The sequence below is a fragment of the Pseudomonas atacamensis genome, assembly GCF_017167965.1.
Taxonomy (GTDB): domain Bacteria; phylum Pseudomonadota; class Gammaproteobacteria; order Pseudomonadales; family Pseudomonadaceae; genus Aquipseudomonas; species Aquipseudomonas atacamensis.
In genome coordinates this window covers 1,562,969-1,587,503 of sequence record NZ_CP070503.1, presented here as the reverse complement: position 1 = coordinate 1,587,503, position 24,535 = coordinate 1,562,969, and the positions used below count along the sequence as shown (strand labels likewise).

The following is a 24,535-nucleotide window of genomic DNA, read 5'->3' as shown; positions in this document are numbered from 1 at the left end:
GATCAGGGGGTTACATCGAACAGCGTCGCGCCGCTCATCGGATCGAACGGTGCCGACCAGTGTTCGTGGGCAATCTTCCACGCCCCGCCGACTTGCCGATAACAGGCGGTCACGCGCATCCAGCAACTCTGGGTTTCGCCCTTGTCGTTGGTGCCGCCGCAATTGGCCACCCAGTGGGCGAAAGCGATGTTGTCGGCGCTTTCTATGGCGATTTCGTGGAACTCGAAGATGTGCGGACCGGGGCACATTTCCATGCACTCGACCCAATGCGCGCGGTACGCCGCTTTGCCTTTGAATTGCAGGGCCTTGATCGCATCGAACGAGACGATGTCGTCGGCGTACAGGGCCATGACTTTTTCGACGTCCTTGGCCATTACTGCTTCGCGGTAGGTATTGATCAGAGTCTGGATTTCGCTTTGTGCGCTCATGGTGTTCTCCGTGGTTTTTGTTGTGAAGACGTCCTTAGTCGTTTGCCCTTTGCGTAGATCGACAGGGCAAACAAAAAAATTTCGCCGACAACAATGTCGCTAGAATCCGAGCTTCAATCCTTGTAGGAAAAAGGAAATTCCCGTGTCAGCCCAACTCGTGCCTTACGACAGCCTCAGCCCTTTGCAGCGTGAGCAAGTCGAGTCGATTGAAATTCACCCCGAGCAGATCAAATTCTCCGGCGACATCCACGGTGCCTTGCACACCCTGCTGTCGAAGCCCGGCCCTGGCGTAAAGGGTTTTGCCCTGCTGGCGGACGACGTACCGGTAGCGTTTCTGCTGCTCAAGCGCCCGCCGGTATTGCCCGACTGGGCCGACGAACACAGCGCCACATTGCATGCTCTGCAGGTCGATCGGCGCGCGCAGGGCAAGGGTTACGGCAAGGCTTGCCTGCAAGCGCTGCCCGCTGTTGCCCGTGAAGCGTGGCCGGAGATCAAGGGGCTGGAATTGTCGGTGGACGCTGATAACGAGGCGGCAATTGCGCTGTATGCCAGGCATGGCTACGTCGACAGCGGCGAAGCGTACAAGGGCCGGATTGGGTACGAGCGGCGGATGGGGCTGTTCTTCTGAGTATCCCCTGATCGTTCCCACGCTCCGCGTGGGAACGCCTCTTTGTGACGCTCTGCGTCACGGTTTTGGGACGCGGAGCGTCCCCGGCTGCATTACCACGCGGAGCGTGGGAACGATCAGGCAGTTTCGATAGGTCTTGGCCTCAGAGGGTCAGGATCATCTCGTGCCACGCCATGCCGCCGTGGTCGGACTCGGATGGCTTGATGTAGGCAAAGCCAAAGCCGGCATACAGCGCAATGTGCTGCTCCTTGCACATCAGATGAATTGTCGCTTTGTCCATGGCGCGCATGCGCTCGATGAATTCGGCGAGCAGGCGCTTGGCCAGGCCCTGCCCTTGGTAATCCGGGTGCACCACCACCGACATGATCACCACGTTCGGGCCTTTCGGGTCGTGGCCGATTAGTTCCTTGAACGCCTCGTCGGACATCTGCACGTCGAACGCCGCGCCGGAATTGATGAAACCGGCGACCACGCCGTCCACCTCGGCGACGATGAAGCCGTCCGGCCAGGTGGCGATGCGCGTGGCGATCTTTTCACGGGTGGCGGCTTCGTCGCCTTCGTAGGCGACGGTTTCGATGGCGTAGCAGCGGTCGAGGTCGGCGGCGCTGACGTTGCGGATCACGGTGTTCATGGCAGCTCAAAAATCTGTGGAAACAAGGCCCGCCAGCATAATGCAGAACCAACGGGGCGGACATGCTCCACCTCGATTGTTACGCCGCTCAGGCCTTGATCGGCAGCCAGATTTCCAGGGTGCCGGTATTGAGTTTCGGGTTGTAATCCTCGCTGTAGCGCTCGAATTCCGGGGCGTCCGCCGCTTCGTGGCCGGACTGCGGCAGCCAAGTGTTCCAGATGTACTGGAAGGTGTCAGGGAGCTGCGTCAGTGACCCTTTGTGCTCAAACACCGCATATTGCTGCGGATGGATTTCAACCCAGCGGTATTTTTCCGGCAGGTCGTCAAGCTTGTCGATCTGCACCCCGGCGATGTATTCGAAACCGCCCTCACCGTCCGCATTGCAGCAAACGCCGTAGGTTACTTCGTTGACTTGCGCGGGGATTTTTCCCAAGTGCGGGATCAGTTTTTCCCATAACGCGGGAATGTCTTCGGTGGTCTCCTGAGTGAATCGCCCGCCGAAACCGGCAATCAGCAGAAATTGCCCGTGTTCGAAACGAGGCTCGGCTATCTCGACGCGTTGTTGTTCATCCATGACGCGACTCCTCAGAACGGAAAAGTGGATTCGGCTGGGAGTATAGAAAGCCCGACCCGTTTCGCACGTTTACAGCGAATGCAACTGCTCGACGGCGCCCGACCCGACAAACTCGTTGTAGCCAGAAACAATCACGTACACCGCGAAATAGCAGAAGATCGCCGCCGATGCCAGATAGGAGTAGCGCAGAAGCTTGTCGCCCAGCAGCTTGCCGCCGTGGCTTGCAGCGAAGCACAGACCGGCCGACCAGAGCAGCCCGGCGCAGAGAAAACCACCGAGAAACAGCGCCGAACTCAACGGACCACCGCCACCGGATCGGGCGATCAACGTGCCGCCGACCGCAGCAAACCAGAGAATCGCACTCGGCGACGACATGGCGAGAAAGATGCCGCGAAAGAATTCCTTGCGATGGGAGTTCTGCCCCACTTCCGCCGTTTCCGCCAGCAGCGCTTCGTGGTGAATCGCCGAGTAAACCATCTTCGCCGCGAAGTAGATCAGCAGCGCTGAACCGCCAATCCACAGCACCCAGCGCACGGTTTCGTATTGCAGCAAAACGGTCATGCCGGCCAAGGCCAGCACCGCATAGATCAGGTCACCGACGCAGGTGCCCAGGCCCAGGGCGAAGCCCTGAAAGTAGCCGCGCTGCATGGCCAGGGTGATCATTGCGATGTTGGCTACGCCGATGTCCAGGCACAGCGAAAGGCTCAGCAAGAAGCCGCTGGTGAATTCCATTGACCGATTTTCCTTGAAAAAAATGTTTACAACCGCGCTGGACAGTATGCCATCACTGCCCTTATCTTCCGCCACAGGTCACCGCAGTGACCAGCGTCGCTCGGACGGTTCCGGGCGCTTACGTTATCCGAGGCAACAATGGCCGAACAAGGTTCGCCGCGCCGCTTTGCGCGCATAGATCGACTCCCCCCTTACGTGTTCAACATCACCGCCGAGCTGAAGATGGCCGCTCGCCGCCGTGGTGAAGACATCATCGACCTGAGCATGGGCAATCCCGACGGCGCCACGCCGCCGCACATTGTCGAAAAACTGGTGCAGGTCGCCCAGCGTGAAGACACCCACGGTTACTCGACGTCCAAAGGCATTCCGCGCCTGCGCCGGGCGATTTCCAACTGGTACAAGCAGCGCTACGAAGTCGATATCGACCCGGAAAGCGAAGCCATTGTCACCATCGGTTCCAAGGAAGGCCTGGCACATTTGATGCTGGCGACCCTGGACCAGGGCGACACCGTGCTGGTGCCGAACCCAAGTTATCCGATTCACATCTACGGTGCGGTGATTGCCGGCGCCCAGGTGCGTTCGGTGCCGCTGGTGCCGGGGGTGGATTTCTTCGATGAGCTGGAGCGCGCCATTCGCGGCTCGATCCCCAAGCCGAAAATGATGATCCTTGGCTTCCCGTCGAACCCGACCGCGCAGTGCGTGGAACTGGATTTCTTCGAGCGGGTGATTGCCCTGGCCAAGCAGTACGACGTGTTGGTCATCCACGACCTGGCTTATGCCGATATCGTCTACGACGGCTGGAAAGCCCCGTCGATCATGCAAGTGCCGGGCGCCAAGGACATTGCGGTGGAGTTTTTCACCCTGTCCAAGAGCTACAACATGGCCGGCTGGCGTATCGGTTTCATGGTCGGCAACCCGGAACTGGTCAGCGCCCTGGCGCGGATCAAGAGCTACCACGACTACGGCACCTTCACCCCGCTGCAAGTGGCGGCGATTGCCGCGCTGGAAGGCGATCAGCAATGCGTGCGCGACATCGCCGAGCAGTATCGCCAGCGGCGGAACGTGCTGGTCAAGGGCCTGCATGAATTGGGCTGGATGGTCGAGAATCCAAAGGCGTCGATGTACGTCTGGGCGAAGATTCCCGAGGCGTATGCGCATCTGGGTTCGCTGGAGTTCGCCAAGAAACTGCTGGCCGAGGCCAAGGTCTGCGTCTCGCCGGGCGTGGGTTTTGGCGAGTACGGCGATGATCACGTGCGCTTCGCGTTGATCGAAAACCAGGACCGCATCCGCCAGGCAGTGCGCGGGATTCGCGGGATGTTCCGCGCGGATGGCTTGGTTACCAAATAACTGACACGCCTCTGATCGTTCCCACGCTCTGCGTGGGAATGCCTCAATGGACGCTCTGCGTCCGCTTTGGGACGCGGAGCGTCCCGGGCTACATTCCCACGCGGAGCGTGGGAACGATCAAGGTGTAAGACCCTGAAATTTCACCCGCAAAAAAACCGCATCACTGCGGTTTTTTTGTGCCTGCAAACTGCCGCTTATACGAACAGCGACAACAGCAGGATAAAGCCCAGGCCGACCACCGAGAGGATGGTTTCCATCGCGGTCCAGGTCTTGAAGGTTTCGGCCACGGTCATGTTGAAGTACTGCTTGACCAGCCAGAAACCGGCGTCGTTGACGTGGGACAGGATCAGCGAACCGGCGCCGGTTGCCAGCACCAGCAGCTCACGGTTGACGCCCGGAATCATGCCGACAACCGGCACCACAATACCGGCGCCAGTGATGGTTGCCACAGTGGCCGAACCGGTCGCGATACGGATTACCGCCGCCACCAGCCAGGCCAGCAGGATCGGCGAGATCTGCGCGCTGACCGCCATGTGGCCGATCACGTCACCCACGCCGCTGGTCACCAGCATCTGCTTGAAGCCACCGCCGGCACCGATGATCAGAATGATCGCAGCGGTAGGCGCCAGGCTTGCGTCGAGCCATTTGAGCATCTGGTTGGAACCGATGCCCTGCTTGTAGCCGAAGGTGTACAGCGACAACAGCAACGCCAGCAGCAGTGCGGAGATCGGGTGGCCGATCATGTCCATCCAGATGCGGAAGAAGTTGCCGTCCGGCAGCGCCACGTCAGCGAAGGTTTTCAGCAGCATCAGGAACACCGGCAGCAGCACGGTGACCAGAGTAATGCTGAAGCTTGGCAGGTTGGCCGAATCGTTTTCCCGGGCCAGTTGATCGACCAGTTCCTGATTCGGGTGACCCGGAATGTGCTTGGCGATGAAGGTACCGAAGATCGGACCGGCAATGATGGCGGTCGGCAGTGCAACAATCAGACCGTACAGAATGGTCTTGCCGATGTCAGCGCCGAATACGCCGATGGCCAGCAGCGGACCCGGGTGCGGCGGTACCAGACCGTGCACCGCAGAGAGGCCGGCGAGCAGCGGGATACCGATCTTGATGATCGACACACCGGTACGACGGGCAACGATGAACACCAGCGGAATCAGCAGCACGAAGCCGATTTCGAAGAACAGCGGAATGCCCACCAAGAACGCGGCGAACATCATTGCCCACTGGACTTTGTCCTTGCCGAAGGCGCGGATCAGGGTCTGGGCGATCTGATCGGCGCCGCCGGATTCGGCCATCATTTTGCCGAGCATGGTGCCCAGGGCAAGGATGATGCCGACAAAACCGAGCACGCCACCGAAGCCGTCCTGGAACGCCTTGATGATGGTGTTGATCGGCATGCCCGAGGTCAGGCCAAGGAAGGCGGCGGCGATGGTCAGGGCAATGAACGGGTGAATCTTGAATTTGGTGATCAGGATAATCAGGCCGATTACCGTGACCACCGCATCGAGCAGCAGGAACGTCTCGTGGGACATGCCAAACATGGGGGGTGTCTCCTGGATTGTTGTTGTTATTAAAGCGGGTTGAACAGAAGTCGGGAGGACAGCGCTGTCTTTTTCAACATACTCATACCGCCTGTTTCAGACCGTTGGCCTGCCACCAGACGTGAGCCTGCAGGGCCAGCTCTTCGACGCTGTGAATCGAGGCATTGAGCGGCAGAGTCAGCGGCTCGCCCTTGGGCGATTCGAGGGTGGCGAACTGGCTTTCGATCAACGTCGCCGGCATGAAGTGGCCCGGGCGGTGCGATACACGCTCGGCGGCGACTTCCGGGGTCAATTCAAGAAACACGAAACCGAGGCCCGGCAAGGCACTGCGCAGACGTTCGCGGTAACTGTGTTTAAGGGCGGAGCAGGTCAACACCGGGCGCTGGCCTTGGGCATCGACGCGACGCAGTTCATCGCACAGGCTGTCGAGCCAGCCAGCGCGGTCTTCGTCGTTCAGGGGGATCCCCGCGCTCATCTTTTCGATGTTCGCGGCCGGATGAAAAGTATCGCCTTCAATGGCAGTGGCGCCGCTCAATTGGCACAGGGCCTGGCTGACGCACGTCTTGCCGCAACCGGCAACGCCCATGATGACCAGGGCGGTGATGGGATGACTCATATAACACCTCAGCGCGCAGACAGCGCTACCTTTGCTAGCTATGACTCTAGTGCACAGGCAGAAGTTGCCGACGCCTTCTTGTCGTTTTTTTGGGTTGCAGCAGGTTTGTTCCTGACGCCAAAGAGCACTGATCAGGCAGGACCGCGCTCACGCATTTGCAGCTGCATCAGGACAGCGCTACCTTAGTGCCTTGATTTTTGTTTGGCAAGCCGCCCGATGACCTCCCCCAAGAACGATAAAAATACCCGCACCACCGGCCGTCCGACCCTCAACGAAGTAGCCCGCCTGGCCGGCGTCAGCCCGATCACTGCCTCGCGCGCCTTGCGCGGGGTGAGCACGGTAGCCACCGAACTGGTGGAAAAAGTGCAGAAAGCCGCGCTCGAACTCAACTACGTGGTCAACCCCGCCGCCCGCGCACTGGCCTCGGCGCAGAGCCATTCGGTAGTGGTACTCGTGCCGTCGCTGTCCAACCTGCTGTTCATCGACACCCTGGAAGCCATTCATCGGGTGCTGACGCCCAAGGGCTTCGAAGTGCTGATCGGCAACTTCCACTACTCGCGCGATGAAGAAGAAAATCTGCTGCGCAACTACATGGCTTATCAGCCGCGCGGCTTTTTGCTGACCGGGTTTGATCGCACGGAAAGTTCGCGGCGGATGATCGAGGCCAGCAACATTCCTTGCGTGTACATGATGGAGCTGGACAGTGCTGCCGGGGTCAATTGCGTGGGTTTTTCACAATTGAGCGCGGGTGAAACTGCCGCCGAACACCTTCTATCTCGTGGGCGTAAACGTCTGGCATACATTGGTGCGCAGCTGGATCAGCGCACATTGCTGCGCGGTGAGGGTTTCCGCAAGGCGTTGCAGAAGGCAGGCCGTTACGACCCGGATCTGGAAGTGCTGACACCGCGTGCTTCGTCGGTGGGCTTGGGTGGCGAGTTGTTCCTGCAATTGCTGGCGGCGCATCCAGACGTCGATGCGATTTTCTTCGGCAACGATGACCTGGCCCAAGGCGCGCTGCTGGAAGCGTTGCGTAACGGCATCAAGATTCCCGAGCAGGTGGCGATCCTCGGTTTCAACGATTTGCCGATGTCCGAACACATGGTGCCGCGCCTGAGCAGCATCAACACCCCGCGCGAGGCGATCGGCCGGCGCGCGGCAGAGCAGATGCTGACGTTGATGGCGGGCAACAAAGTGGCGCGGCCGGTGGAGGATATGGGGTTTGAGCTGAAGGTGCGCGAGAGTACCTGACCCTTCACAAATGCTGAGTTGCAACACAACCCTTGTGGGAGCGAGCCTGCTCGCGAAAGCGGTGGGTCAGTCAGCATTGATGCAGCTGACACGACGCCTTCGCGAGCAGGCTCGCTCCCACAGGGGATCTCTATCAAATTCAATGGCTGAGCAGGTCAACCAGGGCCTGCGCGCCCTTCTGCAAGGGCTGGCTCTTGAGCCACACCGCGTGCACCGGCAGCACCAGGCCATTTTCGATGTTGCGAAAATCCAGCCGCTTCAAGCGTCCCGCCTCCAGCCACGGCTGCACCACCGACAGCGGAAAATTACCCCAGCCCAACCCCGCTTCGACCATTTCCATTGCCGTCTCAAGATTGTCCGTACGCCAGTAAGACTCAGCCACCAATGGCCGCGTTTCGCTGATCGGCAAGTCACGGCTGGCGACGATGATCTGCCGCACCTGCACCAGATCTTCAAGAAACACATCCCGCCCCTGCAACAACGGGCTGTCCGCCGCCAGCGTGGCGATCATGCGTTCGCTGCCGACAAACTGAAACCGCTCCAGCGCATTCACGCTCAAACCGGCGAACGCCAGGCACACGCTGACCCGGCCACTGTGCAACATCGCCAGCACATCATCCTGCGGCGCAGTCAGCACTTCGATGTCGAGCAACGGATGCCGCTCGGCAATCACCTTGATCGCTGCCAGCAAGCGCCGCCGATCAACGTCCGCAACCACGCCGATCGACAACCTGCTTTCCAGTCCCAACGACAGCTCCACCGCGTGCACTTGCAGCTGCTTGAGCTGCTCGGCGATCAGTCGCGCGTGGGGCACCAACGACTGCGCCATCGCCGTGGGTTGCGGCTCGCGATGACTGCGGTCGAACAACGGGTAACCGAGTTCCGCTTCAAGATTGGCAATGCCCATGCTCACCGCGGAGGGCACCTTGCCCAACTGCCGCGCCGCAGCGGAAAACGAGCCGCGTTCGATCACCGCGAGAAATAGTTCGATGCTGTCGCTGCTGAAATTCAAATGCCTGACCTATCAATAAAACTGAAAGCTACCGACTTTTTCTGTCAGGTCTATTGAAGCTATCTTTCGCCGCCTTCGCCAGCCCTGCTGGCCAACATTCGGCAAGAAAGAGGCAAATCTGCATGCAAGGCGTGAAACGCAAACTGGTCTACGTGTCGCTCTACGAAGTGATCGGCATGACCTTCTCGGCACTTGGTCTGGCACTGTTATCGGGCACATCGCCGGGCAGCACCGGGCCGCTGGCGGTGATCATCACCAGCATCGCCGTGACCTGGAATTTCATTTACACCTCGTTGTTCGAGCGCTGGGAAAGTCGCCAGGTCTCGCGCACCCGTACGGTCAAACGACGTATCGCCCACGCCGTCGGCTTTCAACTGACGCTGATCGTGTTTCTGATTCCGTTGATCGCGTGGTGGATGAACATCAGTCTGGTGCAGGCGTTCCTGCTGGATCTGGCACTGATCATTTTCATCCCGTGCTACACCTTCGTGTTCAACTGGCTGTTCGACCGGATCTTCGGCCTGCCGAACTCGGCGCTGCCGGATTCTGCCGCTGCGACATAAATCACTAATTCGTAAGCAGATATTGCGAGAAATCAGCGGTTCAACCTGTTAAACCGCCGACATTCACAATCCGCCAACACCGATAGCAGGCTAAGCTTTTCCATCAATAAAAAATGGATCAGCTTATGACTGCTCACACTCCCGCCGCCGCGCCCAGTGATGGCATCGACCCGGTACGCGCCGCCGAAATCTCCGCCCGCATTGATCGGCTGCCCGCCGTTGCTACCATCTGGCGTCTGGTGGCGCTGCTGTCGATCGGCGGTTTTTTCGAACTCTACGATCTGTTCCAGACCGCCTACATCAGTCCTGGGCTGATTCGCGACGGCTTGTTCGCCACGGGCAAGCAAGGCGTGTTCGGTTTCTCCGATCAGGCGGCGTTTGCCTCGGCGACGTTCCTCGGCCTGTTCCTCGGCGCCAGCCTGCTCAGTCCGCTGGCGGATCGTTTCGGTCGCCGGGCGATCTTCACCTTCGCGCTGATCTGGTACACGGTGGCGACAGTGCTGATGGGGATTCAGACCACGGCGCTGGGCATCATCGGCATGCGTTTTCTGGTCGGCATCGGCTTGGGTATCGAATTGGTGACGATTGATGCCTACCTCTCGGAACTGGTCCCTAAACGCATGCGCAGCTCGGCGTTCGCCTTTGCGTTTTTCGTGCAGTTCCTCTCGGTGCCGGCGGTGGCCTTGATGTCGTGGTGGCTGGTGCCGCAAGCGCCGTTCGGCATTTCCGGCTGGCGTTGGGTAGTGTTGGCCAGCGCGGTGTTTGCGCTGTTTATCTGGTGGCTGCGCAAGCGTCTGCCGGAATCGCCGCGCTGGCTTGCGCAGCATGGTCGCTTTGATGAGGCCAACCGGATCCTCGACCATCTCGAAGCGCGCTGCGCCAAGGATTACGGCAAAGCGCTGGATGCGCCGGAACCAGTGTCAGTCGATGTCGAAGGCAAGGGCCGTTTCGCCGATATCTGGCAGCCGCCGTACCGCCGTCGCGCGTTGATGCTGATCGTTTTTCATATCTTTCAGGCGATCGGTTTCTTCGGTTTCGGCAACTGGTTGCCGGCGCTGCTTTCGGGGCAAGGCGTGAGCGTCACCCACAGTTTGATGTACGCCTTCATCATCACCCTCGCCTACCCGCTCGGGCCGTTGCTGTTCGTGAAGTTCGCCAACCGTTTCGAAAACAAATGGCAGATCGTCGGCTCGGCCCTCGGCGCGATGACCTTCGGCACCCTGTTCGCCCTGCAGAGCAGCGCGTTCGGGCTGATCTTCTGCGGGGTAATGATCACCTTCTGCAACGCCTGGCTGAGCTTCAGTTATCACTCCTATCAGAGCGAACTGTTCCCGACCAACATCCGCGCCCGCGCGGTCGGGTTCTGCTATTCGTTCAGTCGCTTGTCGACGGTGTTCAGCAGTCTGCTGATCGGCATGTTCCTGGATAATTTCGGCACGCCGGGGGTACTGGCGTTTATCGTCAGCAGCATGCTGATCGTGATGCTGACCATCGGCTGGTTCGGCCCGCGTACGCGTAATCTGGCGCTGGAGAATATTGCTCATCGTTGAAGGCCAACGCAGGACTCAACTGTGGGAGCGAGCCTGCTCGCGAAGGCGTCGTATCAGAAAGACATGTGCTGGCTGACATAACGCTTTCGCGAGCAGGCTCGCTCCCACATTGGCTATTGGTGACGTTGAACAGCTCAGTTCAATTGCAGGGTTTCATTGAACTGACTGATCGCATCCACCACATGCCGCGAGCCCTGCTGAATCTCGAGGATCACCTCGCCCGCCTCGTTCGCCAGCTCCACGCCCAGCCCGGTGCGGCTCAGGCTCGACTGCATGCTCGACACTGCGCTCAGCGACAGGTCGTGGTTCTTGCGCACCACGTCGACAATTTCCAGAGTGGCCTGACTGGTCCGCGCGGCGAGGCTGCGCACCTCATCGGCGACGACGGCAAAACCGCGTCCATGCTCACCGGCACGCGCCGCTTCGATCGCGGCATTGAGTGCCAGCAGGTTGGTCTGATCGGCAATGCCGCGAATGGTCTGGACGATGGTGCCGATGATGTCCGACTGTTTGCTGACCGCATCGATGCTCACCGCCGCTTCGTTCAGATCGCGGGAAATGTCCTGAATGATCTGCACGGTCTGCTGCACGACTTGTGAGCCTTTTTGCGCGCAGGCGTCGTTTTGTACCGAGGTGCTGTGGGCCGATTCCGCAGCGTTCTGCAGGGTGGTCATCTGCTTGGTGATGTCGCTGGCGAACTTGACCACTTTGTACAAGCGGCCCTTGGCGTCGAACAGCGGGTTGTACGAGGCTTCCAGATAAACCATCTGCCCGGACTTGTTCTTGCGCTCGAAACGGTGCGAGTGATATTCGCCGCGATTGAGCGAAGCCCAGAACGCCTTGTACTGCGCGGATTCGGCTTCGGCGCGGTGACAGAACAGGCTGTGGTGCTGGCCGACAATTTCAGGGTGCGCGTACTGCATGGTCTGCAGAAAGTTGTCGTTGGCGCGGATGACATTGCCTTCGGGAGTGAACTCGATCACCGCCATCGAACGACCGATCGCCGCCAGCATGGCTTCTTCTTCATGTTCTTTGTTGATGCGCGCGGTGATGTCCGCCGCGACCTTGATCACACTTCTGACCTGTTTGTCGGGCCCGAACACCGGCATGTAACTGGCTTCAAGCCAGATCTCCCGGCCGCTCTTGTTCAGGCGCAGAAAAGTGCCGCTGAGCGGTTCACCACGGGCCAGGTCACGCCACAACTTCGCGTAGTCCTCGCTGCGGTAGAAGCTTTCTTCACAGAAGATCCGATGGTGTTTGCCGCGCACTTCTTCGGCGCTGTAGCCCATGGTCTTGCAGAAGTTCTCGTTGGCGTCGAGAACGATGCCGTCCGGGGTAAACTCGATCATCGCCATCGAGCGGCTGATTGCCTCTATTTTCGCGTTGGCCTCGGTCAGCGCACAGCTGAAACGCTCGATTTCCCGCAGGTCAGCCTTGTGATGTAGGTTGAACATGGTTGTATCACCTTCCGCGCGTTCTTTTGATTTGATGAAAGTTCAGGTCTTGCAAGATCCATCACTACGTTCCACAGAACAGGCACACGCCTTCCTCCACGGGAGGAAGTTGTCAGGTGATAAATGATGATCAATCGGAGGGTCCCTGCAGCGACGCTCTGATCAAGACATCCTTTTCTTGATAGCCCGCAAGCGGGCCAGCCCTAACGTGTAGAAGAACTTCCATTTAGATGACGCTCCTTGTTGGTTCAGTGTCGGTGCCTTGGATTGCGCACTCTGGCAGCATGAATCACGGACCAACCTGGTACCGCCGCCCTGTTGGCATGACGGTCGACATGGTTAGTTACCTGCAAAGCATAGCCATCCCGACGCCGGGCGCAAGGCCACTAGTCGGCCAGTATCTGGCATTTTTTGCACAAGAAACGGTTCAGCGCGGGAGACAGTGTGGTGAAAACGGGCGTTTTCGCCAGCGAAGCGGAAGCCCGCGAAACGGGCTCCCGTAGAGATTGCTTAATGGCCGAAGATGTCGACCTTCTTGGCTTTCTTCTCGGCACGTTTTTCAATCGCAGTTTTGGCCGGCTTCTTCTTCGCGGCTTTCTTTGAATCCATACCTTTGGACATGATCGGTACTCCACTCACAGGGGTGTGAGTTCAGGTATACACCTATCCCGAGGCGCGCGTTCTTTTATAATCGGCGCTTTTCGCAGCGACAGCCCGAACCATGTCCGATATCCACTACAGCCAGCTCGACGAATCGTTGTGGCCGCTGATGAACAAGTTCTACCGCAGCCACCAGTCGTCGATGAAAGCCGTGCGCGAGGCACAGTTGTGGGTAGCGCGGCGCGGCGAGATCGTTGCGGCGCTGTGCCTGCGGCCGGTAGCGGGCGGGCATTGGCTGACGGGGGTGTTTGTTGATCCGGGGTGTCGCAAGCAGGGAATTGCTGCGCAACTGATCGCGGCGGCGGTTGCTAAGGTGGAGGAGCCGGTGTGGCTGTTTTGCCATCCTGATTTGCGCGGTTTTTATGAGCGACGCGGGTTCAGCTTCGATCCGCCGCTGCCGCAGGCGATGGCCGAGCGGTTGAGCCGGTATGCGCGGAGCAAGCCGATGATTGCGATGGAACTCAATCCCGCAGATTTACGCTGAACCCTTGTGGGAGCGAGCCTGCTCGCGAATGCGGTGTGTCAGCGCCGAAGTTGGTTCTGATACTCCGCGTTCGCGAGCAGGCTCGCTCCCACAGGGGTTGATGGTGTTCTGACAATCAGTCGTCAGCCATGGGATCAAGGTCCGGAAACAGCACTTCGGTAAAACCGAACTTGCTGAAATCGGTAATTCTCGACGGATACAGCCGGCCGATCAGGTGATCGCATTCATGCTGCACCACCCGTGCATGAAACCCCGAGGCCACGCGCACGATCGGCTCGCCCTTGGGATCAAAGCCTTCGTAGCGAATCTGCTGATAACGATCCACCGCGCCGCGCAGCCCCGGCACCGAAAGACAGCCTTCGAAGCCCTCTTCCATCAGCGGATTCAACGGCGTGATCAGCGGATTGATCAGGATCGTCTGCGGCACTGCTTCAGCATCCGGGTAACGCTCGCTGTGTTCGAAGCCGAAGATCACCAGTTGCAGGTCGACGCCGATCTGCGGCGCCGCGAGGCCAACGCCGCCGACGCTTTCCATGGTCTGGAACATGTCGTCGATCAATTGCCAGAGCTCGGCGCTGTTGAACATTTCCGGTGGTACCGGCGCGGCGATGCGCAGCAGGCGCTCATCACCCATTTTCAGAATTTCACGAATCATGGTCGCGCTTCGTCAGTGTCCGGCTTGAGCGAATGATCGCGGCCCAGGCCCGAGACGTGTTGTTTGGGGGATTCGTCAGGCTCGCCAGGGGCTTTTTCGCCCTTTTCCTTGCCTTCGGCGGACATGTGCTCAATCACCGCGTTCATCTCCGCGCCAAGCAACAGGACTGCGGAGGAAATGTAGAAATACAGCAAGAGCACGATGATCGCCCCGATGCTGCCATACATCGCGTTGTAGTTGGCGAAGGTTTTCACGTAGAAGGCAAACCCCAACGAGGCGAGGATCCACACCACTACAGCCAGCACCGAGCCTGGGGTGATGAAACGGAATTCCTGTTTGACGTCGGGCATTACGTAATAGATCAGCGCCACCGCGACCATCATCAGAATCACGATCACCGGCCAGCGGGCAATCGTCCACACCGTGACGATGAAGTATTCCAGCCCCACTTGTGCGGCAATCCAGCCCATCACCTGCGGCCCGAGCACCATCAGCGCGGCGGCGATCAGCAGCATGCCGGCGATGCCGACGGTGTAGACGATCGACAAAGGGAAACGCTTCCAGATCGGCCGGCCTTCGACCACGTCATAAGCGGCGTTCATCGCGCTCATCATCAGGCGCACGCCGGCGGACGCGGTGTACAGGGCGATGACGATACCGATGGACAGCAGGCCACCCTTGGATTGCTGCAACTGATCGATCACCGGATTGACCTGCTCCAGCGCCTGCGGCGGCAGCACCAGCTCGGATTGCAGACGCAGCCAAGAGAAGAAATCCGGCAGGTGCAGGAAACCGATCAGGGCGATCAGGAAAAGAATGAACGGGAAGAGCGAGAACAGCATCTGGTAGGCCAGTGCCGAGGCGTAGGTCGACATTTCGTCATCGACGAACTCAGTGACCGTGCGCACCATCACCCGGTGCAGGGGCAGACCTTTCATGTCCGGGAATATCATTCGCGTCTCCTTGCGCCGCAAAAGGTTGAAGTCGTGGCGACTCAGGGGCCGTTTTTTACCTCAAGGTAGCCTACTTGGCGATCCTTTGGCGGATGACCGCAGGGTTCTGATACAAAAACGGCCATCCTTGGATGGCCGCTCGTGTGATTCGTTCAAGGCTCGATTACGCCTTGTCGACGCCCTTTTTCACAGCGTCCTTGGCGTTGCCGACCGCTTGCTGGGCTTCACCTTTTTTCTCTTGAACCTTGCCTTCCGCACGCATCTTGTCGTTGTCAGTAGCTTTGCCGACGCCTTGTTTGACGTTACCGACGGCTTCGTTGGCCATGCCTTTTACTTTATCGCCTGTGCTACTCATGGTGTTTCTCCGTGAAGCATAAAGGGAAGAAAAGTCATTACGTAACGATTGACCGGTGCGCTTTGCGCCGAGTTTCATTTATTTTGCTGGCATTTCGTCGTGGCATGCAGGTTGCGCTTTATGTTTGCCGGCGTTGCCCCGAGAATGCTCAGCCTACGGGCGCTGAGCCCGGCACACCGATTCGCAGGAATGTCATGAAGCTCAATAAAACCCAGGCCATCGCCCGTCGCAACCAGGAACTGGGCGGCGCCGTGCTCGGCACCAACAACTGCCACTTCGCCGAACTGAACCGTAACCGCAATATCTGGTGGTTCGACCTGCCGGTGTCGCGCTTGGCCATCGGTCAGTACGAGTGGATTCACTTGCTGCTGCACACCCCGGCCACCGATGAATTGCTGCACCTGAAAGTGCCGACGGTGTTCCTGCGCGAAAAGCTCGAAGGCCTGGTGATTCGCAACGAAGGCAAACGCAAGGCGGCGCTGAGTCTGGAATTGAGTGCGGACAAGGATTCGTATCTGCAGGACATGCGACCGGCCGGAACCAATGTGAATTTTGCGCCGTTTCGTCAGTAGGATTGCACTTGATCGTTCCCACGCTCTGCGTGGGAATGCATCTCGGGACGCTCTGCGTCCCTGCAGTGCTGGACGCGGAGCGTGCGGGGCGGCATTCCCACGCGGAGCGTGGGAACGATCAGTTCACCAACAAAAAGCCCCGCATCCGCGGGGCTTTTTATTACGCGGCAGACTTGGCCTTGATCTTCTTCAGTTCTTCATCCCGCAATTCGCGGCGCAGGATCTTGCCGACGTTGGTGGTCGGCAGCGCATCGCGGAATTCCACCGAACGCGGCACTTTGTAGCCGGTAACGTTGGCGCGCATGTGGTCCATGACCTGTTCTTTGGTCAGGGTCACTCCCGGTTTGGCGACGATGAAAATCTTGATCGCCTCACCCGACTTCTCGTCCGGCACGCCGATCGCCGCACACTGCAACACGCCCGGCAAAGTCGCCAGCACGTCTTCCAGTTCGTTCGGATAGACGTTGAAGCCAGACACCAGAATCATGTCTTTCTTGCGATCGACGATGCGCATGTAGCCGTCCGGCTGGATCAGCGCGATGTCACCGGTTTTCAGCCAGCCGTCGCTGTCGAGCATTTCATCGGTGGCTTCCTGACGCTGCCAGTAACCCTTCATCACTTGCGGGCCTTTGACGCACAACTCGCCGATTTCGCCCAGCGGCTGCTCGACACCGGCATCGTCGATGACTTTGCACAGGGTCGACGGTACCGGAATGCCAATGGTGCCGATCTGGATGTGCTGGATCGGGTTGACCGTGGCCACCGGGCTGGTTTCGGTCATGCCGTAGCCTTCGCAGATGGCGCAACCGGTCACGGCTTTCCAGCGCTCGGCTGCGGCCAGTTGCAGGGCCATGCCGCCGGACAGAGTGACTTTCAGCGCGGAGAAATCCAGCTTGCGGAAACCTTCGTTGTTGCACAGCGCCACGAACAGCGTGTTCAGACCGACAAAACCGCTGAACTTCCACTTCGACAGTTCCTTGACCATCGCCGGCAGGTCGCGCGGGTTGCTGATCAGGATGTTGTGGTTGCCGATCAGCATCATCGCCATGCAATGAAAGGTGAACGCATAGATGTGATACAGCGGCAGCGGCGTGATCAGGATCTCGCAGCCTTCGTTGAGGTTGGAGCCCATCAGCGCCTTGCATTGCAGCATGTTGGCGACCAGGTTGCGGTGCGTCAGCATCGCGCCCTTGGCCACGCCGGTGGTACCGCCCGTGTATTGCAGCACCGCGACATCGCCGCTGTCCGGGTTGGCTTCGGCCACTGGCTGGCCGTGGCCCTTGCTCAGGACGTCGTTGAATTTGATGGCTTTGGGCAAGTGATAGGCCGGGACCATTTTCTTCACGTACTTGATGACGCTGTTGATCAGCAGGCGCTTGATCGGCGGCAGCAGGTCGGCGACTTCGGTGACGATGACGTGCTTGACGCCGGTCTTCGGCACCACGGCTTCGGCCAGGTGCGCCATGTTCGCCAGGCACACCAGGGCTTTGGCGCCGGAGTCGTTGAATTGGTGTTCCATTTCCCGCGCGGTGTACAGCGGGTTGGTGTTGACCACGATCAGCCCGGCGCGAATGGCACCGAAGACCGCGACCGGGTACTGGAGGACGTTGGGCAGTTGCACGGCGATTCGATCACCGGGCTGCAAGTCGGTATGCTGTTGCAGATACGCGGCAAAGGCCCCGGACAGCTCGTACAGCTCACCGTAGGTGATTGTCTTGCCGAGGTTGCTGAAAGCCGGTTTGTTGGCGAAGCGTTGGCAGGATTGCTTCAACACTGCCTGAATGTTCGGATACTCGTCTGGATTGATCTCGGCTGCGATTCCAGCCGGGTACTTATCCTTCCAAAAGTCTTCGATCATGGAAGCCCACTCCTCAGCAACGCGAATTCTTCACCGCATTTGATGCGATTATTATTGGTGTGTGTTTTGTATTGGTGAATCCGGCGTTTTACAGGCCGAGAAGTCACAAAGCGCGCCGAGAGTAGCAGCTTTGCCAAGGGTCGACCAGAGCCAAAAGAGGCCCCTACAGTCATATTGATGACTCAAGACTTGCCAGCGGTCATTTTAGAGCAAAAATCCTATAACTCCCCAAAACCCCCGAATTCAGCGGGCACAAAAGATTCGCGAGCAGGCTCGCTCCCACAGAAACCATCGATACCTGTGGGAGCGAGCCTGCTCGCGAATGTCACAAGCGCTGCGGTTCAGACCTAGGCGATATCCCGCAACTCGCGCCGCAGAATTTTCCCTACAGGCGTCATCGGCAACGACTCACGCAGCACGATGTGTTTCGGCACCTTGTAGGCCGTGAAATTCTCTTTGCAGTACGCCTTCAGCTCTTCCAGGCTGACCCCGCTCTCCCGCGCCACCACAAACAGCTTCACCGCCTCTCCCGAACGTTCGTCCGGCACGCCGATGACCGCGCAGTTGGCGACTTTCGGGTGGGCCATGACCACGTCTTCGATTTCGTTGGGATAAACGTTGAAGCCGGAGACGATGATCATGTCCTTCTTGCGATCGACGATGCGCACAAAACCGTCCGGGTCGATCACGGCGATATCACCGGACTTGAACCAACCCTCGGCATCCAGCACTTCGGCGGTGGCTTCGGGTTTGTTCCAGTAGCCCTTCATGATCTGCGGGCCTTTGATGCACAGCTCGCCGCGCTCGCCCAGCGGCTGTTCGACGCCGTCATCGTTGATGATTTTCACCAGCGTGCCCGGCACCGGCAGGCCCACCGTACCCAAGCGCGACTGATCGCCGTAGGGGTTGGTGCAGGCCACTGGCGAGGTTTCGGTCAGGCCGTAGCCTTCGGTAATACGGCAACCGGTCATCTGCTCCCAGCGCTCGGCGGTGGCCTTGACCAGCGCGGTGCCGCCGGAGTTGGTCAGCTTCAGGCTGGAGAAATCCAGGGTCTTGAAATCGGGATGATCCATCAGCGCAACGAACAAGGTGTTCAAACCCAGCAGCGCCGAGAAGCGCCAGTTCTTCAGTTCCTTGATGAAGCCGGCGATGTCGCGCGGATTGGAAATCAGCACGTTGTGGTTGCCCGAGACCATCATGCACATGCAATTCGCGGTGAAGGCATAGATGTGGTACAGCGGCAGCGGCGCGATCATCACCTCCTGGCCTTCGCGCAACAGCGGCTGACCGTCCGGGCCGAGCTGAGCCAGACAGGCGCGCACCTGCTGCATGTTCGCCACCAGATTGCCGTGGGTGAGCATCGCGCCCTTGGCCAGGCCGGTGGTGCCGCCGGTGTATTGCAGCACGGCGATATCATCGAGGCCGACGTTCAGTGGCTTGATGCCCAGGCCGCGGCCCATGCGCAGCGCGCTTTTGAACGAGGTCGCTTGCGGCAGCGAATACTCGGGAACCAGTTTCTTCACTTTGCTGACCACGGTGTTGACCAGCCAGCCTTTGGCGGTGGGCATCAGGTCGCCCATCTTCGCTTCGATCAAATATTGGATGTCGGTGTCGGGCAGCACTTCCTGGACTTTCTGCCCGAACAGATTCAGGTAGACCAACGCGCGCGCGCCGGAATCCTTGAACTGGTGGCGCATTTCCCGTGGCGTGTACAGCGGGTTGGTGTTGACCACGATCAGCCCGGCGCGCAGGGCGCCGAACACGGCAATCGGATAATGCAGAACGTTGGGCATCTGCACCGCAATGCGATCCCCCGGCACCAGATCGGTATGGGCCTGCAGATAACCGGCGAACGCCGCGCTCTGGCGCTCGAGTTCAGCGTAGGTCAGGGTGATGCCCATGCTGCTGAACGCCGGGCGGTCAGCGAATTTCTTGCAGGAACGCTCAAACACTTCAATGACCGACTTGAACTCGCCCATGTCGATGTCCAGCGGTACGCCGGCCGGGCGTTTGTCATTCCAGAAATCAGGTTGCATTGTTCTTGTCCTCTTTACCTGAGCCGATCCGGGAGCCGCTTTCTGTCGTTTCTGCTTCGTCCATGGAAGGCGAAAAGCACAAAGCGGAGCTTCACGGACACTAGCAGCTATGGCCATTGAGGCAAATATGACGCAAGCCCTCATTGATCCCGTGAATCTTCCTGCCGTGGCGTGAGCTGATCAGACGCGCTATACACTGTGGCGATGCTGAGCAAAGGAATCGCCATGACCCACGACACCTTCTGGCTGGACGCGAGTGACCGCAGCCGCCTGTACGTCAACCGCTGGCTGCCGGCCACGCCATTGAAAGCGGTGATTCTGCTGGCCCATGGCATGGCCGAACACAGCGCTCGCTACGCGCGGCTCGCTGACACGTTTTGCGACAAAGACTATGGCGTCTACGCCCCGGATCTGCGCGGCCATGGCCGCACCGCCGACAACGGCACCCTCGGCCATTTCGCCGATGACGACGGTTGGTGCAAGGTCGTCGGCGATCTGGCCAGCCTCAATCAGCACATCGGCCAGCAACATCCCGGCGTGCCGATCATCCTGCTCGGCCACAGCATGGGCAGCTACATCGCCCAAGGCTATTTGTTGCACCACAGCGCCAGTCTGCACGGGGCGATTCTCAGCGGCTCGAATTTCCAGCCGGTGGCCCTCTATCGCGTCGCGCGGCAGATCGCCCGGCTGGAAAAACTGCGCCAGGGCGGCAAGGGCCGCAGTGCGTTGATCGAGTGGCTGTCGTTCGGCTCGTTCAACAATAAATTCAAACCGGTGCGCACCCGTTTCGACTGGCTGAGCCGCGATCCGGCCGAAGTCGACAAGTACGCCGCCGACCCGTTGTGCGGCTTTCGCTGCACCAATCAGCTGTGGATCGACCTGCTCGGCGGCTTGCAGCAAATCAGCAAAGCGTCCAATCTCGCGCAGATCGATCCGGGCCTGCCGTTGCTGGTGATTGGCGGCGAATGTGATCCGGTGAGCGAGGGCAAGCGTCTGACAGATCTGGCCAATGCCTTGCGCAGGGCCGGCAGCCAGCATCTGCAACTGAAGATCTACCCGCAGGCCCGGCACGAATTGTTCAATGAAAGCAATCGCGACGAAGTGACCACCGATGTGCTCGCCTGGATCGACCAGGCCCTGAGCCACCGGCGCCCACAGCGCAGCGAATAATTTTTTGTGGATTGACTGAAATCCGTCACAGGAATCGAAACCGATGACCCAGGTTACCAACATCCCTTACGAAGCCCTTGAAGTCGGCCAGACCGCCAGCTACAGCAAGACTGTCGAAGAGCGCGACATTCAGCTGTTCGCCGCGATGTCGGGCGACCACAACCCGGTGCACCTGGACGCCGAGTTTGCCGCCGCCAGCATGTTCAAGGAGCGCATCGCCCACGGCATGTTCAGCGGTGCGCTGATCAGCGCCGCCGTTGCCTGCGAATTACCAGGGCCGGGCACTATTTATATCGGTCAGCAGATGAGCTTTCAGAAGCCGGTGAAGATCGGCGACACGCTGACGGTGCGCCTGGAGATTCTGGAGAAACTGCCGAAATTCCGCGTGCGCATTGCTACTCGCGTATTCAATCAGCGTGATGAATTGGTGGTGGATGGCGAGGCGGAGATTCTCGCGCCGCGTAAACAGCAGACGGTGACGTTGCCGACTTTGCCGGCGATCAGTATCGGTTGATCGAAAAGATCGCAGCCTGCGGCAGCTCCTACTTTGGAATTCATTCCCCTGTAGGAGCTGCCGCAGGCTGCGATCTTTGCTTTCCAGACGCGCACAAAAAACGCCAGACAAGCTGGCGTTTTTTTTCAGCCGACTAACTCTTACGAGTTCGCACGAGCCTGGTTACGCAGGGCCTTCACTTGGTCGTGGTTACGTTGTACGCCGTGGTACTGACGCTCAACCAGATCCTTGATGCCCACCAGATTGTGCTTGTTGATCTTCTCGATCGCTTCACGATAAGCCTTCAGCGCATGGTCTTCACCGCGCTCGGCTTCGTTCAGCACAGCCTCTTCGTCTTTACCGGTGAACATGGATTTGACGTCGACCCAGCGACGGTGCAGATCACCGGCAACACTGGTCGAAGTTTCCGGATCACCGCCCAGCGAACGTACCTGAGCCTGCAGCTCGGCTGCTGCGGTGGCGCAATCGGCGGAGCGCTGCACGAACAGGGTTTTCAGTTCTGGGTGCTTGATGTCTTCGGCGCAAGTCTTGAACCCTTCCTGACCGTCCTTGCAGGTTTCAATCAGGTCGTTGAGTACAGAAATGGCTTCTTTATTCATGTCGGTCATTTTTCAATTCCTTGCGATGGGTTGAAGATGCAAGGGATATTGCAGTGTGCGTGCCAGCTTCACCTAAGGTAAAAATATCTTTGTTTTCAGTGACTTAAGAAAGATTGAACCATCTGTATGCTGGTTTTTTGCATGATCTGTCATTTGGCCTGCATGCAGAATGCCTGTATTTTCCAGGCTGTCATGTGAATCGATGAAGCGTGCTGATGAATCCGGAAAAACTCGAACTGCTGATCACCCGCGAGATGCCCTTCGGCAAATACAAAGGGCGGATCATTGCCGACTTGCCTGGCCCCTATCTGAACTGGTTCGCCCGTGAAGGCTTTCCCCACGGTGAACTCGGTGGCCTGTTGGCGTTGATGCAGGAGATCGACCACAACGGCCTGTCCGACCTGCTCGAACCGCTGCGCGCCAAACACGGCAAACCCGCCCCGCGCCACTGACGCGCCCATCCCTCTTGAGCCTTGCCGACCATGCCTGACAACACCCGCCGCGCCCGTGACGAAGCCTTCTGGCAGACATTCGCCGACCGATACGATGTGCAGCCCGGCCCGGTCAATCTGGAAAACGGTTACTTCGGGCGCATGTCGCGCACGGTGATCGAGGAGTACCAGCGCAATATCGAGCTGATCAACGCCAGCAACTCGATTTATGCGCGCCAGCGCTTTGAACAGCACGACAACCTTGAAATCCGCGCGCAACTGGCCGAACTGATTGGCGTGCGCGCGCAAAGCGTAGCCCTGACACGCAACGCCACTGAAGGCCTGCAATCGCTGATCCGCAATTACAATCGCCTGCAACCGGGCGATCAGGTGCTGATCTGTGACCTCGAGTACGACACGGTCAAGGGCGCCATGCGCTGGCTGGCGAAACAGCGTGGCGTTGAGGTCATCGAGATCACCCACCACCATCCCGCCAGTTTCGACAGCCTGCTGGAAAGCTACCGCGAAGCTTTCACCCGCCACCCGAAACTCAAACTGATGGCGCTGACCCATGTTACCCATCGCACCGGTCTGGTCATGCCGGTGCAAGCCATCGCCGCACTGGCCAAAGAGCACGGCGTCGACATCATCCTCGACGGTGCCCACGCCCTCGGCCAGATTGAATTTGACCTGCAAGCGTTGGGCATCGCTTTCGCCGGTTACAACCTGCACAAATGGATCGGCGCACCGCTGACCCTTGGCTTCATCTATATCGCCCCGCAGCGTCTGGCTGATATCGATCCGGACATGGGCGAGATGCATTACCCGATTACCGATATCCGCGCGCGCACCTCGTACAGCACGCCGAACATCCCGGCGCTGATGACTTTGCCGCTGGTGTTCGAAGAGCACGACGCGCTCGGCGGCGCCGCAGCCAAAAGCCCTCGCCTGAATTACCTGCGCAACCTGTGGGTCAGCGCCGTGCGACACCTGCCGGGCATCGAAGTGCTGACGCCTGACGACCCGCAACTGTATTGCGGGATCACCGCGCTGCGCTTCACCCGGCATACCGGTCAACAGGCCATGGCCGAGCGTCTGCTCAACGAATTCAACCTGTTCACCGTGGTGCGCTCCGGCGCCGCGTGCGGGCCGTGCATTCGCATCACCCCCGGGCTGACCACCACGGCTGGCGAGATGGAGCAGTTGGTCCACGCATTGAACCAGCTGCGCTAGAACGGCACACCGGAGTTCTTTTCGTAGCCTTCAAGACCCAACTGCGCCGACACGGCGAAGGTGTCGATGCCGAGGATCTGGCTGGCGAAGGCGCCGTCTTCAAGATCGGCGCCGGCGATCGGCTGCAATACCAACTGCAAGGCGTCCTCGGCGGCAGCTTCACAGCCGCAGCGGCCTGGGAGGTGCAAGGTGCCGGCCCAGGCCTCGTGGTGAGCTTGCGCTCCTACTTCGTCGCCGGGAATGAATACGTTCAGCTTCAGGCAAGCAGCGCCGTGCGCAGGTCGATCCGGATAGACACTGGTGAAACGGACGATGCCATGGCTATCAGTCGATTGACTGCCGCCAAGGCTGGTGTCGCCATCGACACGCTGTTGAATGCGCACCAGCGCGCCGATGACTGGCTCGCTGGTCATCGCATCGACCAGCGACAGACGCAGGATCAGCGGCAGGCCTTGGACACCCTGGCTGATATTGCGCCCTTGGGAATCGGCTGCGGGGCGGCCGAGGGGAAGTTGCTGCGGTTGATAACGGGATTGTGGTGTAAGGGTCAGAGACTGACGGTCGTCCATGAGGCGTTCTCTCTTCCATAAGATGGACGCAGATTAACCCCGTGAAAAAGCCAGCGTGCAGTAACTATGTATCGCGGCATGTACCGGCAGTTTTTTCAGCGCAAAAAAAAGGTGCG

At 59.2% G+C, this 24,535-nt stretch carries 25 protein-coding genes and 2 pseudogenes; 11 read left to right on the top strand and 16 right to left on the bottom strand.

Annotated features, from left to right (window positions below; genetic code table 11):
- Positions 1-2: 2 nt before the first annotated feature.
- Entirely contained in the window at positions 3-428 is a 426-nt protein-coding gene (locus tag JWU58_RS07305) for a YybH family protein (RefSeq protein WP_024014040.1), read from the bottom strand.
- Between the two features lie 142 nt (positions 429-570).
- On the opposite strand from JWU58_RS07305, the gene JWU58_RS07300 reads away from it, so the two are divergent.
- On the top strand, positions 571-1,056 hold the full coding sequence (locus JWU58_RS07300; RefSeq protein ID WP_024014041.1) for a GNAT family N-acetyltransferase: 486 nt from the start codon (positions 571-573) through the stop codon (positions 1,054-1,056).
- 142 nt (positions 1,057-1,198) lie between these two features.
- Here the strand turns inward: JWU58_RS07300 and JWU58_RS07295 are convergent, their stop codons facing one another.
- The 3 genes from JWU58_RS07295 to JWU58_RS07285 form a co-directional block, all read right to left on the bottom strand.
- Positions 1,199-1,687 (bottom strand): GNAT family N-acetyltransferase, encoded by a 489-nt coding sequence (locus JWU58_RS07295; protein WP_024014042.1) that lies wholly within the window; start codon positions 1,685-1,687, stop codon positions 1,199-1,201.
- Positions 1,688-1,775: 88 nt separating this feature from the next.
- Complete coding sequence (locus JWU58_RS07290) at positions 1,776-2,261, bottom strand: GyrI-like domain-containing protein (protein WP_024014043.1); 486 nt, start codon at positions 2,259-2,261, stop codon at positions 1,776-1,778.
- Positions 2,262-2,330: 69 nt separating this feature from the next.
- On the bottom strand, positions 2,331-2,993 hold the full coding sequence (locus tag JWU58_RS07285; protein WP_024014044.1) for a LysE family translocator: 663 nt from the start codon (positions 2,991-2,993) through the stop codon (positions 2,331-2,333).
- 138 nt (positions 2,994-3,131) lie between these two features.
- On the opposite strand from JWU58_RS07285, the gene alaC reads away from it, so the two are divergent.
- On the top strand, positions 3,132-4,340 hold the full coding sequence (alaC, locus tag JWU58_RS07280; RefSeq protein WP_024014045.1) for an alanine transaminase: 1,209 nt from the start codon (positions 3,132-3,134) through the stop codon (positions 4,338-4,340).
- A gap of 194 nt (positions 4,341-4,534) precedes the next feature.
- On the opposite strand, the gene JWU58_RS07275 is transcribed toward alaC, so the two are convergent.
- Together JWU58_RS07275 and JWU58_RS07270 are read right to left on the bottom strand one after the other, a co-directional pair.
- A complete protein-coding gene (locus JWU58_RS07275; protein ID WP_016773551.1) occupies positions 4,535-5,887 on the bottom strand; it encodes a GntP family permease in 1,353 nt (450 codons plus the stop codon).
- Positions 5,888-5,969: 82 nt separating this feature from the next.
- Positions 5,970-6,503 carry a gluconokinase gene (locus JWU58_RS07270; RefSeq protein ID WP_016773550.1) on the bottom strand — a complete coding sequence of 178 codons (534 nt, stop codon included), beginning with the start codon at positions 6,501-6,503 and terminating at the stop codon, positions 5,970-5,972.
- 216 nt (positions 6,504-6,719) lie between these two features.
- Here JWU58_RS07270 and gntR point away from each other — a divergent pair, with 216 nt between their 5' ends.
- Positions 6,720-7,751, top strand: a complete 1,032-nt coding sequence (gene gntR, locus JWU58_RS07265) for an HTH-type transcriptional regulator GntR (RefSeq protein WP_024014046.1) — start codon at positions 6,720-6,722, stop codon at positions 7,749-7,751.
- Between the two features lie 139 nt (positions 7,752-7,890).
- Here gntR and JWU58_RS07260 read toward each other — a convergent pair whose 3' ends face one another.
- Entirely contained in the window at positions 7,891-8,763 is an 873-nt protein-coding gene (locus JWU58_RS07260) for a LysR family transcriptional regulator (protein WP_206421685.1), read from the bottom strand.
- Positions 8,764-8,885: 122 nt separating this feature from the next.
- Between JWU58_RS07260 and JWU58_RS07255 the strand changes: the two genes are divergently transcribed.
- Positions 8,886-9,326 (top strand): PACE efflux transporter, encoded by a 441-nt coding sequence (locus JWU58_RS07255; RefSeq protein WP_206421684.1) that lies wholly within the window; start codon positions 8,886-8,888, stop codon positions 9,324-9,326.
- A gap of 125 nt (positions 9,327-9,451) precedes the next feature.
- Positions 9,452-10,876, top strand: coding sequence for an MFS transporter (locus tag JWU58_RS07250; RefSeq protein WP_206421683.1), 1,425 nt, complete (start codon positions 9,452-9,454; stop codon positions 10,874-10,876).
- 134 nt (positions 10,877-11,010) lie between these two features.
- Here the strand turns inward: JWU58_RS07250 and JWU58_RS27510 are convergent.
- Together JWU58_RS27510 and JWU58_RS27505 are read right to left on the bottom strand one after the other, a co-directional pair.
- Positions 11,011-11,436 (bottom strand): annotated as a pseudogene (locus JWU58_RS27510) (methyl-accepting chemotaxis protein); the annotation flags it as partial.
- A gap of 117 nt (positions 11,437-11,553) precedes the next feature.
- Positions 11,554-12,225 (bottom strand): annotated as a pseudogene (locus JWU58_RS27505) (PAS domain-containing protein); the annotation flags it as partial.
- Between the two features lie 826 nt (positions 12,226-13,051).
- Between JWU58_RS27505 and JWU58_RS07240 the strand changes: the two are divergent.
- On the top strand, positions 13,052-13,474 hold the full coding sequence (locus JWU58_RS07240) for a GNAT family N-acetyltransferase (protein WP_125917179.1): 423 nt from the start codon (positions 13,052-13,054) through the stop codon (positions 13,472-13,474).
- 115 nt (positions 13,475-13,589) lie between these two features.
- On the opposite strand, the gene def is transcribed toward JWU58_RS07240, so the two are convergent.
- The 3 genes from def to JWU58_RS07225 form a co-directional block, all read right to left on the bottom strand.
- The gene (gene def / locus JWU58_RS07235) at positions 13,590-14,129 is read right to left on the bottom strand and encodes a peptide deformylase (protein WP_123443669.1); all 540 of its coding nucleotides are present in this window, start codon (positions 14,127-14,129) and stop codon (positions 13,590-13,592) included.
- On the bottom strand, positions 14,126-15,082 hold the full coding sequence (locus JWU58_RS07230) for a YihY/virulence factor BrkB family protein (protein ID WP_041479188.1): 957 nt from the start codon (positions 15,080-15,082) through the stop codon (positions 14,126-14,128). The genes def and JWU58_RS07230 overlap by 4 nt, the downstream gene beginning before the upstream one ends.
- 163 nt (positions 15,083-15,245) lie before the next feature.
- Entirely contained in the window at positions 15,246-15,437 is a 192-nt protein-coding gene (locus JWU58_RS07225) for a CsbD family protein (RefSeq protein WP_024014052.1), read from the bottom strand.
- Between the two features lie 194 nt (positions 15,438-15,631).
- On the opposite strand from JWU58_RS07225, the gene JWU58_RS07220 reads away from it, so the two are divergent.
- Positions 15,632-16,009, top strand: coding sequence for a hypothetical protein (locus JWU58_RS07220; RefSeq protein ID WP_016775519.1), 378 nt, complete (start codon positions 15,632-15,634; stop codon positions 16,007-16,009).
- Positions 16,010-16,169: 160 nt separating this feature from the next.
- On the opposite strand, the gene fadD1 is transcribed toward JWU58_RS07220, so the two are convergent.
- Positions 16,170-17,867, bottom strand: a complete 1,698-nt coding sequence (gene fadD1 / locus JWU58_RS07215) for a long-chain-fatty-acid--CoA ligase FadD1 (protein ID WP_024014053.1) — start codon at positions 17,865-17,867, stop codon at positions 16,170-16,172.
- A gap of 347 nt (positions 17,868-18,214) precedes the next feature.
- The gene (gene fadD2 / locus JWU58_RS07210) at positions 18,215-19,903 is read right to left on the bottom strand and encodes a long-chain-fatty-acid--CoA ligase FadD2 (protein WP_024014054.1); all 1,689 of its coding nucleotides are present in this window, start codon (positions 19,901-19,903) and stop codon (positions 18,215-18,217) included.
- Positions 19,904-20,128: 225 nt separating this feature from the next.
- On the opposite strand from fadD2, the gene JWU58_RS07205 reads away from it, so the two are divergent.
- Both JWU58_RS07205 and JWU58_RS07200 read left to right on the top strand, forming a co-directional pair.
- The gene (locus JWU58_RS07205; RefSeq protein ID WP_206421681.1) at positions 20,129-21,073 is read left to right on the top strand and encodes an alpha/beta hydrolase; all 945 of its coding nucleotides are present in this window, start codon (positions 20,129-20,131) and stop codon (positions 21,071-21,073) included.
- A gap of 43 nt (positions 21,074-21,116) precedes the next feature.
- Positions 21,117-21,587 (top strand): MaoC family dehydratase, encoded by a 471-nt coding sequence (locus JWU58_RS07200; protein ID WP_003227420.1) that lies wholly within the window; start codon positions 21,117-21,119, stop codon positions 21,585-21,587.
- A 140-nt stretch (positions 21,588-21,727) separates the two neighbouring features.
- Here the strand turns inward: JWU58_RS07200 and JWU58_RS07195 are convergent, their stop codons facing one another.
- Positions 21,728-22,195, bottom strand: coding sequence for a ferritin-like domain-containing protein (locus tag JWU58_RS07195; RefSeq protein WP_016773542.1), 468 nt, complete (start codon positions 22,193-22,195; stop codon positions 21,728-21,730).
- A 206-nt stretch (positions 22,196-22,401) separates the two neighbouring features.
- Here JWU58_RS07195 and JWU58_RS07190 point away from each other — a divergent pair, with 206 nt between their 5' ends.
- Positions 22,402-22,638: a DUF3820 family protein gene (locus JWU58_RS07190; protein ID WP_003227425.1), complete on the top strand. Its 237-nt coding sequence runs from the start codon at positions 22,402-22,404 to the stop codon at positions 22,636-22,638.
- Between the two features lie 30 nt (positions 22,639-22,668).
- Positions 22,669-23,850: an aminotransferase class V-fold PLP-dependent enzyme gene (locus tag JWU58_RS07185; protein WP_206421680.1), complete on the top strand. Its 1,182-nt coding sequence runs from the start codon at positions 22,669-22,671 to the stop codon at positions 23,848-23,850.
- On the opposite strand, the gene JWU58_RS07180 is transcribed toward JWU58_RS07185, so the two are convergent.
- The gene (locus JWU58_RS07180) at positions 23,847-24,419 is read right to left on the bottom strand and encodes a peptidase associated/transthyretin-like domain-containing protein (protein ID WP_206421679.1); all 573 of its coding nucleotides are present in this window, start codon (positions 24,417-24,419) and stop codon (positions 23,847-23,849) included. The two genes, JWU58_RS07185 and JWU58_RS07180, sit on opposite strands and share 4 nt — an antisense overlap.
- Positions 24,420-24,535 lie beyond the last annotated feature (116 nt).